Annotated in this window: 13 protein-coding genes; 6 read left to right on the top strand and 7 right to left on the bottom strand. The window is 61.0% G+C overall.

Annotation, left to right across the window (positions count from 1 at the left end):
- Positions 1-3: 3 nt before the first annotated feature.
- Positions 4-978, bottom strand: coding sequence for an alpha/beta fold hydrolase (locus AC1DNK_RS09640; RefSeq protein ID WP_477940672.1), 975 nt, complete (start codon positions 976-978; stop codon positions 4-6).
- A 418-nt stretch (positions 979-1,396) separates the two neighbouring features.
- Here AC1DNK_RS09640 and AC1DNK_RS09635 point away from each other — a divergent pair, with 418 nt between their 5' ends.
- Entirely contained in the window at positions 1,397-1,864 is a 468-nt protein-coding gene (locus AC1DNK_RS09635) for an Hsp20 family protein (protein ID WP_112385540.1), read from the top strand.
- 82 nt (positions 1,865-1,946) lie between these two features.
- Here the strand turns inward: AC1DNK_RS09635 and AC1DNK_RS09630 are convergent, their stop codons facing one another.
- Entirely contained in the window at positions 1,947-2,951 is a 1,005-nt protein-coding gene (locus AC1DNK_RS09630) for a bile acid:sodium symporter family protein (protein WP_112385539.1), read from the bottom strand.
- A 92-nt stretch (positions 2,952-3,043) separates the two neighbouring features.
- Here AC1DNK_RS09630 and AC1DNK_RS09625 point away from each other — a divergent pair, with 92 nt between their 5' ends.
- Positions 3,044-3,901, top strand: a complete 858-nt coding sequence (locus AC1DNK_RS09625) for a LysR family transcriptional regulator (protein ID WP_477940671.1) — start codon at positions 3,044-3,046, stop codon at positions 3,899-3,901.
- A gap of 41 nt (positions 3,902-3,942) precedes the next feature.
- Here AC1DNK_RS09625 and AC1DNK_RS09620 read toward each other — a convergent pair whose 3' ends face one another.
- Positions 3,943-4,380 carry a BA14K family protein gene (locus tag AC1DNK_RS09620; protein ID WP_112385537.1) on the bottom strand — a complete coding sequence of 146 codons (438 nt, stop codon included), beginning with the start codon at positions 4,378-4,380 and terminating at the stop codon, positions 3,943-3,945.
- 206 nt (positions 4,381-4,586) lie between these two features.
- On the opposite strand from AC1DNK_RS09620, the gene AC1DNK_RS09615 reads away from it, so the two are divergent.
- Entirely contained in the window at positions 4,587-4,715 is a 129-nt protein-coding gene (locus AC1DNK_RS09615) for a hypothetical protein (RefSeq protein WP_310297113.1), read from the top strand.
- Positions 4,716-4,722: 7 nt separating this feature from the next.
- On the opposite strand, the gene AC1DNK_RS09610 is transcribed toward AC1DNK_RS09615, so the two are convergent.
- A complete protein-coding gene (locus tag AC1DNK_RS09610; protein WP_112518083.1) occupies positions 4,723-5,775 on the bottom strand; it encodes a threonine aldolase family protein in 1,053 nt (350 codons plus the stop codon).
- 537 nt (positions 5,776-6,312) lie between these two features.
- Between AC1DNK_RS09610 and gltB the strand changes: the two genes are divergently transcribed.
- Together gltB and AC1DNK_RS09600 are read left to right on the top strand one after the other, a co-directional pair.
- On the top strand, positions 6,313-11,037 hold the full coding sequence (gltB, locus tag AC1DNK_RS09605) for a glutamate synthase large subunit (RefSeq protein WP_310297118.1): 4,725 nt from the start codon (positions 6,313-6,315) through the stop codon (positions 11,035-11,037).
- Positions 11,038-11,236: 199 nt separating this feature from the next.
- Entirely contained in the window at positions 11,237-12,712 is a 1,476-nt protein-coding gene (locus AC1DNK_RS09600; protein ID WP_477940668.1) for a glutamate synthase subunit beta, read from the top strand.
- A 45-nt stretch (positions 12,713-12,757) separates the two neighbouring features.
- Here AC1DNK_RS09600 and AC1DNK_RS09595 read toward each other — a convergent pair whose 3' ends face one another.
- Together AC1DNK_RS09595 and AC1DNK_RS09590 are read right to left on the bottom strand one after the other, a co-directional pair.
- The gene (locus AC1DNK_RS09595) at positions 12,758-13,960 is read right to left on the bottom strand and encodes an SGNH/GDSL hydrolase family protein (protein ID WP_477940665.1); all 1,203 of its coding nucleotides are present in this window, start codon (positions 13,958-13,960) and stop codon (positions 12,758-12,760) included.
- A gap of 81 nt (positions 13,961-14,041) precedes the next feature.
- Entirely contained in the window at positions 14,042-15,265 is a 1,224-nt protein-coding gene (locus AC1DNK_RS09590; protein ID WP_112385533.1) for a lytic murein transglycosylase, read from the bottom strand.
- Between the two features lie 200 nt (positions 15,266-15,465).
- Between AC1DNK_RS09590 and galU the strand changes: the two genes are divergently transcribed.
- Entirely contained in the window at positions 15,466-16,353 is an 888-nt protein-coding gene (gene galU / locus AC1DNK_RS09585) for a UTP--glucose-1-phosphate uridylyltransferase GalU (protein ID WP_112385532.1), read from the top strand.
- Positions 16,354-16,356: 3 nt separating this feature from the next.
- Here the strand turns inward: galU and AC1DNK_RS09580 are convergent, their stop codons facing one another.
- Positions 16,357-17,928 (bottom strand): outer membrane beta-barrel protein, encoded by a 1,572-nt coding sequence (locus AC1DNK_RS09580; RefSeq protein ID WP_477940664.1) that lies wholly within the window; start codon positions 17,926-17,928, stop codon positions 16,357-16,359.
- Positions 17,929-17,998: the final 70 nt, after the last annotated feature.

Below are 17,998 nucleotides of genomic sequence, written 5' to 3'. Positions count from 1 at the left end.
GCGTCAGGTGCCGATCGCTTCGACTTCCTGTATCGCCTCGGCATCGCTGCCGGGGATGAAGGCGTGGAAGGCGGCAAGGGCGGCTGCGCGATAGACATCGCGCTCCTGGAAGATCTCGTGACGGGCGCCGTTGACCGGCACCAGCTGACCGGCGCGGAAATAGCGCGACAGGCGCTCCTGGGCGATATAGGGCACGACGCCGTCACGCGTGGGGGCGATGACGACGGTCGGAATGGTGATGGAGAACAGGTGGTTCGGCGTCATCACCTTGTCGATCGTCTTGAAGGATTCGACCAGCCAGCGGGCAGTCGGCGGGCCGAGCGTCAGTTCGGGGTGATTTCGCATCATTGCGGCGTTGCGCTCGAAGCGAACCTCGTCTGAGGTCAGCGGATTGTCGCGGAACTCGGGCTCGCGCAGTTTGGCGCTCAGCGCCATGGTGCCCAAGCCGACGCTGCAGGCAGCGGAAGCCAGCCTACGGATAGTCGAGGCCGATGCAGCCTGGCCGATCAGACCGATGAACGGTGCCGACAGAACCATACGCTCGATGCGCGTCGACAGATACGGTGCGGCGGAAAGCGCGATCAGCGCTCCCGTGGAATGCGCCAGAATGTAGAAGGGCAGGCGGGTGTCCGGCAGCACGATCTTCTCGAGGAAGATGTCCAGATCGCGCTCGTAATCCGAAAACCGCCGGACATGGCCGTGCTGGCGCTTCTTGACGAGGCGCGGCGAGCCGCCCTGGCCGCGCAGGTCGAAGGTCGCCACCCAGAGGCCCTTCGCAGTCAGATCGCGGATCGTCTCGAAATATTTCTCGATATATTCGTTGCGGCCCTGCAGCAGCACGACCGTGCCCTTGGCGACGGAGGCGTTGGAGCGAAACACCGCATAACGCAGCTGCTGCCCGTCAAAGGTTTCGAAATAGCCCTCGGTCCGGTTCTCTGGGGCCGGATTGTCTGGGGTCGAGATGAGAACCTGGTCCATGGGATTTGCCGCTGCTCGATGAACGTCCATTGTAGGGGATAATGCACGCGAGGCTGAAATCAACTCTTAAAGATCGTCCGGCAGCCAACCCTGCAGGAAAAAGAGACCGGCGGGGCGAGAGGGATGCCCGGCGCCGGTCCATAGTCGGACTGAAGAAGAAGGGACGATGCACTTCAGCCATCGGGCCAGTTTGATTACCCGACGGTTTGATTTCTAGGACAGGGCGGCTGAACCGATACCGAACCGGGCGTTCATGCGTGGTTCACCGGTCTGATCGGCGGCACTTGAACTCCGGAAAATCGATCACCATCTGAATTCTGCAGGCGCCGGAAGGGCCTGCCCAACCGCTCCGAAGCTGCCGAATACGGGGTTTCGGGGACATGTTTTTCGCAACTCGTCGCTTCCCAAGGAGGACACCATGCGTCACGTCGATTTCTCTCCCCTCTACCGTTCCACCGTCGGTTTCGATCGTCTTTTCACGATGCTCGACAGCCTTGCTCAGCCCGATCAGGGCCAGACGTATCCGCCCTACAATATCGAGCGCACCGGTGAGAACACCTACCGCATCACGATGGCGGTTGCCGGTTTCGATGAAACCGAAATCTCGATCGAGGCTCAGGCGCACGCCCTGACCGTCAAGGGCGAAAAGAGCGAAGATGCTGCCGACGGCAGCGAATTCCTCTATCGCGGCATCGCCAAGCGCACTTTCGAGCGCCGCTTCCAGCTTGCCGATCACGTCGAGGTCACTGCCGCTTCGCTGAAGAACGGCCTGCTGCACATCGACCTTCTGCGCAGCATTCCTGAAGCCATGAAGCCCCGGAAGATTGCGATTGCCGCCGAGGCGGTCAACGCGCCCAAGGCCATCGAGGCTCAGGTCACCAACTGATCAATCCCTCCCAGGACTGAAAAGAAAAGCGGCGCTCCGGTGGGGCGCCGCTTTTTTGTTGATTGCGTGCCGGGCTCACCGGTCAAGCCGGACTTGCCGCTTCCTCAAGCTCCTTGGCGCTGGCCCGCTTTGCGGCGGCAGCCGCGTATTTCTGGGCGATGACGGCGCAAGCCATCAGCTGGATCTGGTGGAACAGCATCAGCGGCAGCACGATGGCGCCGATCGACTGGCCGGCGAAGATGACGTTGGCCATCGGCACGCCGCTCGCCAAGCTCTTCTTCGAACCACAGAAGGTGATGGTGATCTCGTCGGCCTTGTTGAAGCCAAGCGCCCGGCTTCCGTACATGGTGATGGCAAGCACCAGCGCCAGCAGTAGCATGTCGAGGACGATGACCACGGCGATATCGCCGATCGAGAATGTATGCCAGAGACCCTCGACGACGGCCTTGCTGAAGGCCACGTAGACGACCATCAGGATCGATCCGCGATCGACAGGCATCAGGATCTTCTTTTTCGAGCGGATCCAGTCACCAATCCACGGCTGCAATACCTGGCCAAGCACGAAGGGCAGCAGCAGCTGCAGCATGATCTGCTCGAGCGCATCCCAAGAAAAGCCGCCATGGCCGCCGACAGAGAACAGCAAGCCGACGAGCAGCGGCGTCAGGAACATACCGAAGATGTTCGATGCCGATGCCGAGCAGATCGCTGCCGGAACATTGCCGCCGGCCATCGAGGTGAAGGCGATTGAGGACTGAACCGTCGAAGGCAGCACGCAGAGGAAGAGAATGCCGAGATAGAGCGGCTGCGGCAGGATCGTATCGGGGATGAAGCCGATGGCTACGCCAAGCAGCGGGAACAGCGCGAAGGTGGTCAGCAGAATCGCCAGATGCAGACGCCAGTGCAGCACGCCGGCGATCACCACGTCGCGGGAAAGACGCGCGCCGTGCAGGAAGAACAGCAGGGCGATCGCCAAATCCGTGGCAATGCTGAAGTAACCGGCAAACGCTCCGTCCGCCGGAAACAGCGACGCGAGGATAACGGTGCAGACGAGGAGGATCGTGAAAGTATCTGGCAGGAAGCGGCGCATGATCTGGTCCCGGGCAATTCTAAGTTCATTGTTTTGTCATCCATTATGATTCAGGATGCAAGGAATAACAGTTATCATGAATTGAGATTAGAATGCTCGATCTTACCCAGTTGCGCAGTTTCGTCGCCGTCGAACAGATGGGCAGTTTCACTCTGGCTGCCGAGCGTCTGGGGCTTGGGCAATCGACGGTCAGCCAGCATATTCAGCGGCTTGAAACGTCGGTCGGCCGGAAATTGCTGGCGCGGGATACGCATAAGGTGGTGCTGACTGGAGACGGTGAGGCGCTGCTGTCGCATGCCCGGGCCATGCTTTCGATCGAGGGGCAAGTGCAGTCTCTGTTTCGCGGCAACAGTCTGCGCGGCAAGTTGCGGCTCGGCGTTTCGGAGGATTTCGTCACCAGTCAGCTCCCGGGGGTGCTGGAAGATTTCGTCCGCTCGCATCCGTCGGTCGATCTGGAGCTCACTGTTGCTCTTTCTGGTGCGCTCTATGAGATGCAGGACAATGGCGAGATCGACCTCGTGCTTGCGAAGCGCCGGCTGGGGGATGCGCGCGGCAAGCTGGTTTACCGCGAGCCTCTGGTGTGGCTGGCGCGTGATCCCGAGCATATCATGGCGCAGAACCCGCTGCCGCTGATCGCCTTTCCGGCGCCAAGCGTCACCCGCAGCATCGCGCTGGAAGCATTGGGGCGAACGCAGGTGGCGTGGCGGATCGTCTGCACCTGCGGGAGCCTCAGCGGCCTTACGGCGGCGGCGCGTGCCGGAATGGGGGTGCTGGTGCAACCGCGCAGCATGGCACCGTCAGGATTGAAGGAAATTTCGCCTGGTCGGCTGCCGGTGCTCGAGGATGTGGAATTCGTGCTCGTTCCACGCAAGGGCGCCGATCGGGCTCTGGTCTCGGCGCTTTCCGAAGACATCCTCGGCAAGGTGCGCAGCTTGCGGTCAAGCAGCTAAAGAGAAACCCCGCCGGATTGGCGGGGTTTCTGTTGTTCCGGTTATGGGCCTACGCACTGCTGGCGGGGGCCATTATAGGGCTGGAACGTGTTGTCCGAAGCCCGGTACGAACGGTAGCGGTCGGCGCACCAGCGGGTATGCGAGTTGCCGCCATAGTAGCGCGGCTGCGACGCAGCGCTCAATGCGCCGCCGATGATCGCACCGGCTGCAAGTCCGCCGATAATCGCGCCGGCATTGTTGTTATGGCGATGGTAGTAGCCATCGCGATAGTAGCGGCGGTTATAGTTCGAGTGGTAGCGGCCATTGTTCCAATGGTGGTTGTTCCAGTTGCGGTGGCGGACAATTCTGGGGCTGCGCACCTGCTGGATATCGGATGCCAGCTGCGGCTTCTCGATGTTGACCACGGGGAAGGCCTGCGCTGGCGCAATGCCGGTGAAGGCGGTGGCGAGAGAAATGACTAGGATTGCGAGTTTTTTCATGATTTTCACCTTTCGCCTGTAAAATCGAAAGGCGGCCCGAAAGTTCCGCGAGACCACACATTTGTGCAGGCTTTCACGCAAACGTTAACGGGCTGCTTGCCGCTTTAAGCCGCTCTCAACCGTGTCGCTTAGGCGTTTGGTCAGATTTCGGCCGATAGTTTAGCAATCCTTAAAGGTCGTCGTTCGGGGCAAGGGAGAACGGACCGATGGTTTATGGAGCAATATTCGTATCCGGGCTGGTTGCCTGCGTGATGATGATCGTGGTGATCGGCCACGAAGCAGAAAAGGCGGATCAGGGTGCACCCCAATCCGCCGTCTTCGGACATCAGAATTGATGCCGCCTTATGCCGCCAGGCATTTCAGGAAGCCGTCGACATCGGCTTCCGTCGTCGCAAAGCTGGTCACCAGACGGATCAGCGTTTCATTGTCGCCAACGAGTTCCGGGGTGGCGACCGGAATGGGCCACTCATAGAATTTTGCGCCGCGGCTTTCGGCGGTCTTTGCTGCGGCCTTGGTGATCACGGCAAAGACTTCGTTGGATGCCGTCGGCCAGGCAAGGCGGGCGGAATTGCTGGCGCCGATGCCGGAGCGCAGCTGGTCGGCCATGCCGTTCGAATGGCGTGCAAGGCCAAGCCAGAGCTCTTCCTCGAAATAGGCGTCGAACTGTGCGGCGATGAAACGCGATTTGGAGAAGAGCTGCGCGGCGCGCTTGCGGATGAAGGGAATATCCTTGGCCTGCTCCGGATTGAAGAAGACGATCGCTTCCGCACACCAGCAGCCGTTCTTGGTGCCGCCGAACGAGAGAATATCGACGCCGCGCTTCCAGGTCATTTCGGCCGGTGTTGCACCGAGCGCGACAAGCGCATTGGCAAAACGGGCGCCATCCATATGAAGCGGGAGGCCGCGCTTCCTGGCGATCGACGAGATCTCGCCAATTTCAGGCAGCGAGTAGACGGTGCCGATCTCTGTCGCCTGAGTGATGGTAATGGCGGAGGCGCGGCCGTGATGCACGGCATCTTCCGGGAAGCTGGCGATCTTCGCCGAGAGTTTGGCCGGGTCGATCTTTCCAGCCTCGCCGCTGACGGGGATCAGGCGGGCAGAATCGGCGAAGAATTCCGGTGCGCCGCATTCGTCTTCGATCACGTGGGCCTCGGAGTGGCAGAAGGTCACGCCGCCCGGCCGTTGCACGCTGGCAAGCGAGAGCGAGTTGGCGGCGGTGCCTGTTGCCACGAAGAAGACGGCGACGTCGCGCTCGAAGACCTCGGAGAAGCGGGCTGCGACCTTCTTGTCGAGATCGCTGTTGCCATAGGCGGCGGCAAAGCCGGTGGAGGCTGAAAGAAGACGTTTGGCAATGGCCTCGTGGGCACCGGCCCAGTTGTCGGAAGCAAAAAACATGATGTGACCGCACTTGGTAGTTTGGGGAGGGGTAAAGTTCGGCAGGGACATTACGCCATTGCCGCGGCCGATCAAGCGGCAGCCATCAGACACATCACGAAATCTGATTTCCGCAATCAATATACAAAATAATGCAAAAGAGCGTAATTTTATGTCGCAAAATTGTTGTTTCGGGTAATTTTTGGTCGAAACTTGATGTTTTTTTAATTTATCACTCTTGCGGGAGCTCCGTCATTCTGGCATAGAACTTGTGAATTAGGACAGGGTTGTTGTCCTATTTTGGCCTTCATGGCCGGAGAGGTGCCGAAAGTCCTGACCTTTGCAGGCTTTCACGTTATAGTCCGCACCAGCGCAAGACCTTTGAGGTTGCGCGGAGGCGGCTGACAGGCGCGGAGCGCGGCGGATCGCTTCTGGCGGACGCATGCGGCCGATCTTCACAATGCAACAGCGCTGTCACGCGCCGGACCTAAGATCGGGAACGGTGCATGACGAAAAGCCGCCCGCCGACCCCCGCGGGCTTTGACAGGAGCGAAGACGATGACGAAGAAGACGCCATCCACGAGTTTTGACCAGAGTGCTGCGGCCAATGCGCGCGCGACGGCCAAAACGCGCAAATTCGCCTCCGGGCTGCCGAAAAAGCAGGGCCTCTACGATCCCCGCAACGAGCATGACGCCTGTGGCGTCGGCTTCGTTGCGCATATGAAGGGTCAGAAGTCGCATCAGATCGTCAAGGACGGTCTCTTCATTCTCGAAAACCTGACGCACCGCGGTGCTGTCGGCGCCGATCCGCTGATGGGTGATGGCGCGGGCATTCTCGTGCAGATTCCTGATCGCTTCTTCCGTGAGGAGATGGCGAAGCAGGGCATCACCCTGCCGAAGGCTGGCGAATACGGCGTCGGTCACATCTTCATGCCGCGCGACGAAGCGCAGATCGAGCATTTCAAGAAGGTGATCAAGGATGTCATCACCGAGGAAGGCCAGGTCCTGATCGGCTTCCGTGACGTGCCCGTTGATAACTCGTCGCTGTCCAAGGCGCCCGAGATCGCCGCCACCGAGCCGCACCACGTTCAGATCTTCATCGGCGCCGGTGAAGATGCCGCGACGAACGACGAGTTCGAGCGCCGCCTATTCACGCTCCGCAAGGTGATCTCCAACCGCATCTATGACGAGTTCGATGGCGAGGAGAGCAATTTCTATCCCGTCTCGCTGTCGTCGGCGACGATTGTCTACAAGGGCATGTTCCTGGCTTATCAGGTCGGTGCCTACTACAAGGATCTGGCGGACCCGCGCTTTGAAAGCGCCGTCGCCCTCGTGCATCAGCGCTTCTCGACCAACACCTTCCCGTCCTGGAAGCTGGCGCATCCGTACCGCATGGTTGCCCATAACGGCGAAATCAACACGCTGCGTTCCAACGTCAACTGGATGGCGGCGCGTCAGGCCTCGGTGTCCTCGCCGCTGTTCGGCGACGATATCTCCAAGCTTTGGCCTATCTCTTACGAGGGGCAGTCGGATACGGCCTGTTTTGATAACGCGCTCGAGTTCCTGGTGCGCGGCGGTTATTCCATGGCGCATGCCGTGATGATGCTGATCCCGGAAGCCTGGGCTGGAAACCAGTCGATGGCTGCCGAACGCAAGGCATTCTACGAATACCATGCCGCACTGATGGAGCCATGGGATGGCCCGGCTGCCGTTGCCTTTACCGATGGCAAGCAGATCGGCGCGACGCTCGACCGCAACGGCTTGCGTCCGGCGCGCTATCTCGTCACCAACGACGACCGTATCATCCTCGCTTCGGAAGCCGGCACGCTGCCGGTTCCGGAAGAGGACATCGTTCAGAAGTGGCGTCTGCAGCCCGGCAAGATGCTGCTGATCGACATGGAAAAGGGCCGGATCGTTTCCGACGAGGAAGTGAAGTCCGAGCTCGCCACCAAGCATCCCTATCGCAGCTGGCTCGACCGTACGCAGCTCATCCTCGAAGATCTGAAGCCGGTGGAGCCGCGTGCGCTGCGCCGCGACGTCTCGCTGCTGAACCGCCAGCAGGCCTTCGGCTACACGACCGAAGACACCAAGATCCTGATGTCGCCGATGGCGACGACGGGCCAGGAAGCCGTGGGATCGATGGGCACCGATACGCCGATCTCGGCGATGTCGGAAAAGTCGAAGCTGCTCTACACCTATTTCAAGCAGAACTTCGCGCAGGTCACCAACCCGCCGATCGATCCGATCCGCGAAGAGCTGGTCATGAGCCTCGTGTCGTTCATCGGCCCGCGTCCGAACCTGCTCGACCATACGGGCATGGCGAATGCCAAGCGTCTGGAAGTGCGCCAGCCTATCCTGACCAACGGCGATCTCGAGAAGATCCGCTCGATCGGCCACACGGAAGACCGCTTCGACACCAAGACGCTCGACTTCACCTATGATGTCGAGCGTGGCGCCGAAGGCATGCCGGAGATGCTCGACCGCCTCTGCGAGCGTGCCGAAGCGGCCGTCAAGGGCGGTTACAACATCATCGTGCTGTCGGACCGTCAGCTCGGCCCCGACCGCATCGCCATCCCGGCGCTGCTGGCGACCGCTGCCGTTCACCATCACCTGATCCGCAAGGGCCTGCGCACCTCTGTCGGCATTGTCGTCGAGACCGGCGAGCCGCGCGAAGTGCACCATTTCTGCCTGCTCGCCGGCTACGGTGCCGAAGCGATCAATCCGTATCTCGCTTTCGATACGCTGCTCGACATGCATGCCAAGGGCGAGTTCCCAAAGGAAGTCGATGCCTCGGAAGTCGTCTATCGCTATATCAAGGCTGTCGGTAAGGGCATCCTGAAGGTCATGTCGAAGATGGGCATCTCGACCTATCAGTCCTATTGCGGCGGCCAGATCTTCGATGCGATCGGTCTGCAGCAGGAACTGGTCGATAAGTATTTCTTCGGCACGGCAACGATGATCGAAGGTGTCGATCTCTCGGCCATCGCCGAAGAGACCGTTGCCCGTCATACTTCGGCTTTCGGCAAGGATCCGCTGCTGGCGACGACGCTGGATATCGGCGGCGAATATGCCTACCGCATGCGTGGCGAAAGCCATGCCTGGACGCCGGATGCCGTTGCCACGCTTCAGCATGCCGTTCGCGGCAATGCCGAGGATCGCTACCGCGAATTCGCCGAAATGGTGAACACGTCTGCGCTGCGCATGAACACGATCCGGGGCCTCTTCAACATCAAGAGCGCCGAACAGCTGGGCCGCACGCCGGTTTCCGTTGATGAGGTCGAGCCTGCGATCGATATCGTCAAGCGCTTCTCGACGGGCGCCATGTCCTTCGGCTCGATCAGCCGCGAGGCGCATACAACGCTGGCGATCGCCATGAACAAGATCGGCGGCAAGTCGAACACCGGCGAGGGCGGCGAAGAGAGCGACCGCTACATGCCGCTGCCCGACGGTTCGTCGAACCCGGAACGCTCGGCCATCAAGCAGATCGCCTCGGGACGCTTCGGTGTGACCACCGAATATCTCGTCAATGCCGACATGCTGCAGATCAAGGTCGCGCAGGGCGCCAAGCCCGGCGAAGGCGGTCAGCTGCCCGGCCACAAGGTCGATGCGACCGTCGCCAAGACCCGTCACTCGACCCCGGGCGTCGGCCTGATTTCGCCGCCGCCGCATCATGACATCTATTCGATCGAAGATCTGGCACAGCTGATCTACGACCTGAAGAACGTCAACCCGACGTCGGATGTCTCGGTCAAGCTGGTCTCGGAAGTCGGCGTCGGCACGGTTGCTGCCGGTGTTGCCAAGGCGCGTGCCGACCACATCACGGTGTCGGGCTTTGATGGCGGCACTGGCGCATCGCCGCTGACCTCGCTGAAGCATGCGGGTTCCCCCTGGGAAATCGGCCTTGCCGAAACCCAGCAGACGCTGGTGCTGAACGGTCTGCGCTCGCGTATCGCCCTGCAGGTCGATGGCGGTCTGAAGACCGGCCGCGACGTCATCATCGGTGCGCTTCTCGGTGCCGACGAGTTCGGCTTTGCGACCGCGCCGCTGATCGCCGCCGGCTGCATCATGATGCGCAAGTGCCATTTGAACACCTGTCCGGTTGGCGTTGCGACGCAGGACCCGGTTCTGCGCAAGCGCTTCAAGGGCACGCCGGAGCACGTCATCAACTACTTCTTCTTCGTCGCCAACGAAGTGCGCGAAATCCTGGCCTCGCTCGGCTTCACCAAGCTCGACGATATCGTCGGCGCTTCGGAGCTGCTGGAGAAGGACGAGATGCTGGCGCACTGGAAGGCCAAGGGTCTCGATTTCAGCCGCATCTTCCACAAGGTCGAGGCCGCCAAGGAAGAGACTTACTGGACCACCCGCCAGAAGCATCCGATCGACGATATCCTAGACCGCAAGCTGATCGAGCAGGCGGAGCCGGCTCTCTCCTCAAAGACCCCGGTTGCCTTCGAAGTCGATATCAAGAACGTCGACCGTTCGGCAGGCGCGATGCTGTCTGGCGAAGTCGCGAAGCGCTATAACCATCGCGGCCTGAAGGAAGACACGATCAACGTGACGCTTCGCGGCACGGCCGGACAGTCGTTCGGCGCGTTCTTGGCCCGCGGCATCACCTTCAACCTGATCGGCGACGGCAACGACTATGTCGGCAAGGGCCTGTCGGGCGGCAAGATCATCGTTCGTCCGCCGGAAAATTCGAAGATCGTCGCGGAAGATTCGATCATCGTCGGCAACACCGTTCTCTACGGCGCGACCGAGGGTGAATGCTACTTCCGCGGTGTCGCGGGCGAGCGCTTTGCTGTCCGTAACTCGGGTGCGATCGCCATCGTCGAAGGCGTGGGCGACCACGGCTGCGAATACATGACCGGCGGCGTTGTCGTCGTGCTCGGCGCAACGGGCCGCAACTTCGCGGCCGGCATGTCCGGTGGCGTGGCTTACGTTCTCGACGAGATCGGCGATTTCGCCAAGCGCTGCAATATGGCGATGGTCGAACTCGAGCCGGTTCCGGAAGAGGACGACATGATGGAGAAGCTGCATCATCACGGCGGCGATCTGGCACACAAGGGACGTGTCGACGTCTCCGGCGACATGACGCGTCACGACGAGGAGCGCCTCTATCAGCTGATCTCCAACCATCTGCACTACACGGGCTCCACCCGCGCGAAGCAGATCTTGGACGGCTGGGCCGACTACCGCCCGAAATTCCGCAAGGTCATGCCGGTCGAGTACCGCCGTGCGCTTGAGGAAATGGAGCGCGCCCGGATGGGTATCGCTGCGGAATAATTTGCAAAGAAGTCCGCCGCGCCGATTGCGTGGCGGATGACCGGACTATCTTCAAATGACTCGTGCCGATTGGTGCAGCATGCTGCTGCTGGTCCGTGCGGATGGATCTCAGGGGATATGTGCTGATGACGGTCGAAAGAAGCAACCTGCCTCCAGAGCTGAGGCTGATGATGGACAACTGGCCGCAGGCGAGGCGGTCATGAGGGTAAGGGACGAAAATATGGGTAAGGTTACAGGCTTTCTGGAAATCGACCGGCAGGTTGCGAAGTATCAGCCGGCGTCGGATCGTATCCGGCATTTCCGCGAATTCACCATCCCGATGTCTGACCCGGAAGTGCAGAAGCAGGCAGCCCGCTGCATGGACTGTGGCATCCCCTATTGTCATGGCCCGACCGGCTGCCCGGTTCACAACCAGATCCCGGACTGGAACGACCTCGTCTACAACAACAACTGGGAAGCAGCGATCCAGAACCTGCATTCCACCAACAACTTCCCGGAGTTCACCGGCCGCGTCTGCCCCGCGCCCTGCGAGGAGGCCTGCACGCTGAACCTTGAGGACGCACCTGTTGCGATCAAGACGGTCGAGCAGGCGATTGCCGACAAGGCTTATGAGCTCGGTTTCATCCGCCCGCAGCCTGCGACCGTTCACACCGGCAAGAAGGTTGCGATCATCGGTTCGGGTCCGGCCGGCATGGCGGCTGCGCAGCAGCTTGGGCGCGCCGGTCATGAAGTTCATCTCTACGAGCGCGAGAGCAAGGCTGGCGGCCTGCTGCGCTACGGCATCCCTGATTTCAAGATGGAGAAGAACTTCATCGACCGCCGCGTCGAGCAGATGAAGGGCGAGGGCGTGACCTTCCATTGCGGCGTCAATGTCGGCGTGGATGTGACGGTCGAGCAGCTGCTCGCCGATCATGACGCCGTGCTTTATTGTGGCGGTTCGGAAACCCCTCGCGAGGCTGGTATTCCGGGCACGGATTTCGCAGGCGTTCATGACGCCATGCCTTATCTCGTCCAGCAGAACAAGCGCGTCGGCCGCGAGAATATCGATAGCGTCGGCTGGCAGGCGGATCCGATCCTTGCCGGTGCCAAGCATGTCGTCGTCGTCGGTGGTGGCGATACTGCGTCGGACTGCGTCGGCACGGCGTTCCGCCAGGGTGCCGTCAAGGTGACCCAGCTCGACATTCGCCCGCAGCCGCCGGAAAAGGAAGACAAGCTCGCCGTCTGGCCGTTCTGGGCCACGAAGATGCGGACCTCGTCGTCGCAGGCTGAAGGCGCTGTCCGCGAATTCCAGGTCGCAACGCTAGAATTCGTCGGCGAAGACGGCGTGCTGACTGGTGTGAAGTGCTGCGAAGTCGATGAGCGCCGCAAGCCGGTTCCCGGCACGGAGTTTGTGATCAAGGCCGATCTGGCCTTCATCGCCATCGGCTTCCGCGGCCCGTTCACCGACAGCGTGCTCAAGGAACTCGACGGCAAGCTGACGCTGAACACCGACCGCCGCGGCTCGACCAATGTCGTTGCCAACGACAAGGACTACAAGACCTCGGTCGACAAGTTCTGGACCGCTGGCGACGTTCGCCGCGGTCAGTCCCTGGTTGTCTGGGCGATCCGCGAGGGCCGTCAGGCCGCGCGCGCGATCGACGAAGCGCTGATGGGCTCGACGGTTCTGCCGCGCTGATTGGAAGACTGATCTGAAAGACCAGGGCCGCTTTTGCGGCCCTTTTTATTTTGCGGAAACCTGCTTCGGTTCTTTGGCAGTGGGAAGCCTGTAGTCATCGACCCGGCCGGCGGGCGCCTGTTCGACCATGCCGTCCTGCACCAGAATGTCGCGTGGCGATTTCGTCAGCGATACCGGCGGTGCCTTGGCGCCGAGCAGTTCGGATCCGCCGTCGAGATTGGGATCGGAGAGGCTGATCGGCTGCGTGTGCGGCGCGTTGGGTTCCGGCAGGCCGAGGCTCGGCAGGTTGCTGGTATCGAGACGCACCAGGTCCGGGCTTGCCTGGGTGCCGAGAATGCGGCGGGCCGGCTTCTCGACATAGAAGGCAACCTTGCGGCGTCCGGCCTGCGTCAGGTTGATGCCATCGGAGGTGCGCAGGCGGACCTGCTGGCCGTTGATATCCGAACCGGTGACGATGAACTCGCCACCCTCGTTGACGAAGCCGTCCCAGATGTCGACGAACTCGCCGCCGGCACTTTCGATCTGCTTGCGGAACAGCTGGTTCATCTGCACGGCATCCGCCGTCATCGAATCCGAATCGAAGGCCGGGAGACCGACCCAAAGTAGCGGGATCTTACGGCTTGTCACTTCCTTGCCGAAATTCAGCACACGCTTCTGGTATTCGGCATACCATGCGTCTGTCCGGAATTTTTCCTTGGTGCCGTTGATCGCCATCTGCTGGCGGTCGTTGGCGCCGATCATCACGACGACGATGGCGGGTTTCACCTCGTCCATCATCTTCAGCAGCTGTTCGGGCCAATCGTAGTAGTCGTCGCGGACAAGGCCTGACGAAACATTGCCGCGGGCATCGATGACGACGCCGGGAGAGGTCTTGAAGGCTTCAGTCATGCCGTCGCCGAGGCCGCTTGCCAGGAAGTCGCCGACGATCAGGATCTTCTGGGCATTTTCCTGCTTCTGAACGACGTCCTCATCGGGCACGGGCGCCACGGCCTTCGGCGCAGCCGCCGCCTTGGGCGGCGCGGTGCGCTTCTTCTGCGGTCGGGGCCGCTGGACATCGGGCGCTGGCGGATATTCCTCTTCGACGGCGCGGCGGCCGAGGAAGAAATCGAGGATCGAGCGGCGCTGATAGCGTTCCTGGGCGTCGGCAAAATGGACAGGCGCAGTCACACCGAACGACAGCACCAACGCAGCCGTCAGCAGCGTTCGTCCGCCGAGTTTCCGCTTGTGATCAGACTTCCGCATGGTCATGCCCCGCATCTCGCGCCATTTTCGCATGGAGTGGGCGCAATCGTCCACTCACAACGCGATTTGTGCCGCGGATTCTTCCTGTTAGCGCCGCAGCGCGTTCAGAAGAGGAAGCGAAGGCTCGCCATCCGTCTGCATGCCGAGACGCTGTTGGACTGCCGAAATGGCGGCTTTCGAGCCGGAGCCGAAATTGCCATCGACTTCGCCGTCGTAATAGCCGAGGGTCTTCAGACGGGTCTGGAGCTCGAACTTTTCCTTCACATCAAGCGTACCATCTGGCCGCGGCCAGCGCTGCTTCATGCCGCCATAGCCGGCAATCTCATCGGCAAGCAGACCGACGGCGAGAGCATAGCTGTCGGAAGCATTGTATTTCTTGATGGTGAAGAAATTCGAGGTCATCAGGAAACCCGGGCCACCTGGGCCGCCCGGCATTTTCAGCTGCGCCTTGGTCGAAGCATCCTTGAAGCTCTTGCCGTTCGGACGGGTCAGGCCCATTGCGGCCCATTGCGCCAGCGTGTGCGTCTTGCCTGCCTGCTTGGCAGCACTTGCGGGAACCTGGACTTCGTAGCCCCAGGTCTTGCCGGTATCCCAGCCGTTCTTGGCCAGCAGGTTTGCCGACGTCGCCAATGCGTCCGGAACCGAGTTCCAGATGTCACGATGGCCATTGCCATCGGCATCGACGGCGTAGAGCAGATAGCTGGTCGGGATGAACTGCGTGTGGCCCATGGCACCGGCCCAGGAGCCGGTCATGCCGTCGGCGGAGATATCGCCGTTCTGCAGGATCTTGAGTGCGGCAATGAGCTGCTTCTGGGCAAATTTCGCCCGGCGCTCGTCGGCATAGGCAAGCGTTGCCAGTGCGCGCGGCACGTAATGCAGGCGGTCGTCCTTGGCGAGCACGGCGCCGTAATTCGATTCCATCGACCAGATGGCGAGAATGATCGTCTTGTCGACGCCGAAATGGCGCTCGATGGCGTTCAGGGTCGAGGCGTGCTTTGCGGCCATTTTGCGGCCGATCTCGACTGTGTAGGGGTTAACCCGGGAATCCACATAGTCCCAAATCTTGGTGGTGAATTCCGGCTGAAAAGCCGCCTTTTCAAGGACTGTAGGGTCAGGTTCGCTCACACCCGCGAAGGCTTTGCGGTACGTTGCCTTGCTGATGCCATTTTGCGCGGCAGTTTGATAAAAGTCCGCGATCCACTTTTGGAACCGCTGGTCGGCGGCTGCGTTATGCGGAGCCAATCCGGCGGAAGCGGTCACAACGAGGGCGAGAGCAAGACCACGAAGGGAGTATTTGTGATTTTTGGTCATCGGCAGTCCGTATCCGTCATCTCTGTTACAAGTGCGGCGGAGGGGCATTCCGTCCGGACCCGAGACTACCGGAACGAAGTCAACAAATTCTTTACCATGACAACGTCTTCCCGTCATCATTTGTAAAACAGTAGCGAATTTAGCTTAATTCACCCCAAATAGCTTGAGTTCAAAGCGATAAGCCCCCCAGGAGGTTCTACGTGACGCAGCAGAAAAAGGTTCGTAAGGCGGTATTCCCGGTCGCAGGTCTTGGAACGCGGTTCCTTCCAGCAACCAAAGCCGTTCCGAAGGAAATGCTGACCGTCGTCGATAAACCGATCATTCAGTATGTGGTCGACGAGGCGCTGGAAGCGGGTATCGAGCATTTCGTGTTCGTCACCGGCCGCAACAAGCACATCATCGAAGACTATTTCGATATCCATTTCGAGCTGGAGCAGACGCTGCGCGAGCGCAGCAAGAAGGCCGAGATGACGCTGCTGGCCGGCCAGCTGCCGAAGGCTGGTACCGTCAGCTTCACCCGCCAGCAGGAGCCGCTCGGCCTCGGCCACGCCGTCTGGTGCGCCCGCGAGATCGTTGGCGACGAACCGTTCGCGCTGCTGCTCCCTGACATGATCATGAAGGCCGAGGGCAAGGGCTGCATGAAGGGGATGATCGATCTCTATGCCCAGAGCGGCGGCAACATCATCGCCGTCGAAGAATGCGAGCCGGATCAGACGCACAAATACGGCATCGTCGGTGTCGGTGAGGCGATCGGTGAAGGCTTCCGCATCACCGGCATGGTCGAAAAGCCTGCCAAGGGCACGGCACCGTCGAACTTCTTCATCAACGGCCGCTACATCCTGCAGCCGGAGGTCTTCAAGATTCTCGAAACCCAGGAGCGTGGCGCGGGCAACGAAATCCAGCTGACCGACGGCATGCTGAAGCTTCTGACGTCGCAGGATTTCGCAGGCTATCACTTCAAGGGAACGACCTATGACTGCGGCGCCAAGGATGGCTTCATCCTCGCCAACGTCGCCTTCGCGCTCGACCGTGCGGATATCCGCCCGACCGTCGAGGACGGCTTCAAGGCTCTGCTGAAGGGTCTCTGAGACTTATCTCTTCAGCCGCAAACCGACACCGGCTCGCCATTGCTGCGAGTCGGTGCCTTCATCCCGCGTCGTCAGCTCGTAGCCGAGAGTGCTCGTCAGATCGAGATAGCGGTTGATATTCCAGATGAGGCCGGCGCTCGTCGTGTAGACGGTCTCGTCGCTGGTTGCGCCCGACGGATAGTCGCGCAGCGTCACCCCACCCAGAACCGTCGCCTGCAGGTTATCGCGCAGCTGATGCGTGATCGTCGTCGTCAAGGCGTGCGAGACATAGCCGCTGAGCCCCGGCGTCGTGGAGGGCTGGATGCTGGTCTGCAGGTCGAAATTGACATTGGTACCGCGCAGCGGCGACCAGAGGATATTGGCGTCGACAGTCGCCGTATCGATCGAGGCCAGGCGGTCGTCGTCGAAACTTGCGGTTTCGTATCCGGCGCTGACTTCGCCCCTGAGCTTCTCGCCGAGATCGACCTGCACGCCGGCCTTGGCGCCGTAGCTGTTGCCGGAGCGGGCGTAGCCTGAGCTGTCGCGGGTCTCGTCGTAAGCGGTCTTGCCGACAGTGCCCTCAATGAAGGGGATGAGTGCCGGGGAGAGCTCGTAGCCGATGCGGGCGCGGAAGGTGCCAGCGGTCTGGTCGCGGTCGCTGAGAGAAACGTCCGTGCCGTTGGCGAGCGTCACGTCGGAATAGATGGTCCTGACGACATCGAGTTCGGTGGTGCCGCGCAGCACGCCGAAGTCGCGCTCGATTGAAGCACCGGTGCTGAATTCCTGAACATTCGACTGCTTGCTGGCATCGGAGATGGCGTTCGGATCGTCGGTGTCTTCACGGTAGAAGCGGTAGCCGCCCTTCAGATGCGCGACCGTATCCTCCGGCAGATCGAGGCGCAGATCGCCGTCGATCTGGAAGGAGGGCTGCTCTTCGCCTTCGCCACTGATATTCTGTTGCCAGCTGCCCTGGCTGGTGACGGTCAGCTGATGCAGCGCCCAGTCGGAGGTGAGTGTCGCGTTGCCATCGGTTTGCAGGAAGCCGCGGCTTTCCTTGGTGCCATTTTCCTTGGTCGTCTCGGTATTGATCGACTGCGTAATCGACGGGCGCAGGATGAAGGTGCCGACGTGGATGCCGTCGGTATCCTTCTCGGTCAACGCATCGTCGGCCTTGCGCGGCAGACGGCGTTCATCGATCGCCGGTTCGCGGGTATTGAGGCGGCGCATGTCCTCGTCGAGGATCGAGCCTGTCGTCTCGTCGCTCGGCTGCTGATCGCCTGATGCCGTGGTGGATGACGCGCCGTTCTGCTGGGCGGCACCGGTCTGGGTGCCGGTGCCATCGGGGGAGGGCACGCCGGGCTGGCCCGGATCCGGAACACCGTCGCCATCCAGGTCGGCCGCCTGTGTCTGCTGATCGCCGGTGTTGCCGGCGGAAGAATATTGGGAGGATGGGTAGGCAGATGTGCCGCTGCCGTAGCTCTGCGCCGATTGGGCGAACGCGGTCTGCGGGAGTGCGGCGGCCAGGAGAACGGCAGACACGGCAAAGCGCGTCGCACGGAGCGGCGTCAAACTGCTCGTATCACGTTCCTTGCCCATTCAGAATCCGCGTGTGGCATGCTTCAACTCGTTACCTGAAAGTAAAACGTCATAGTTAATCATTCGTTTA

It is taken from the genome of Rhizobium sp. 01N424 (assembly GCF_056399485.1).
This window is presented reverse-complemented; position numbering and strand designations above follow the sequence as displayed.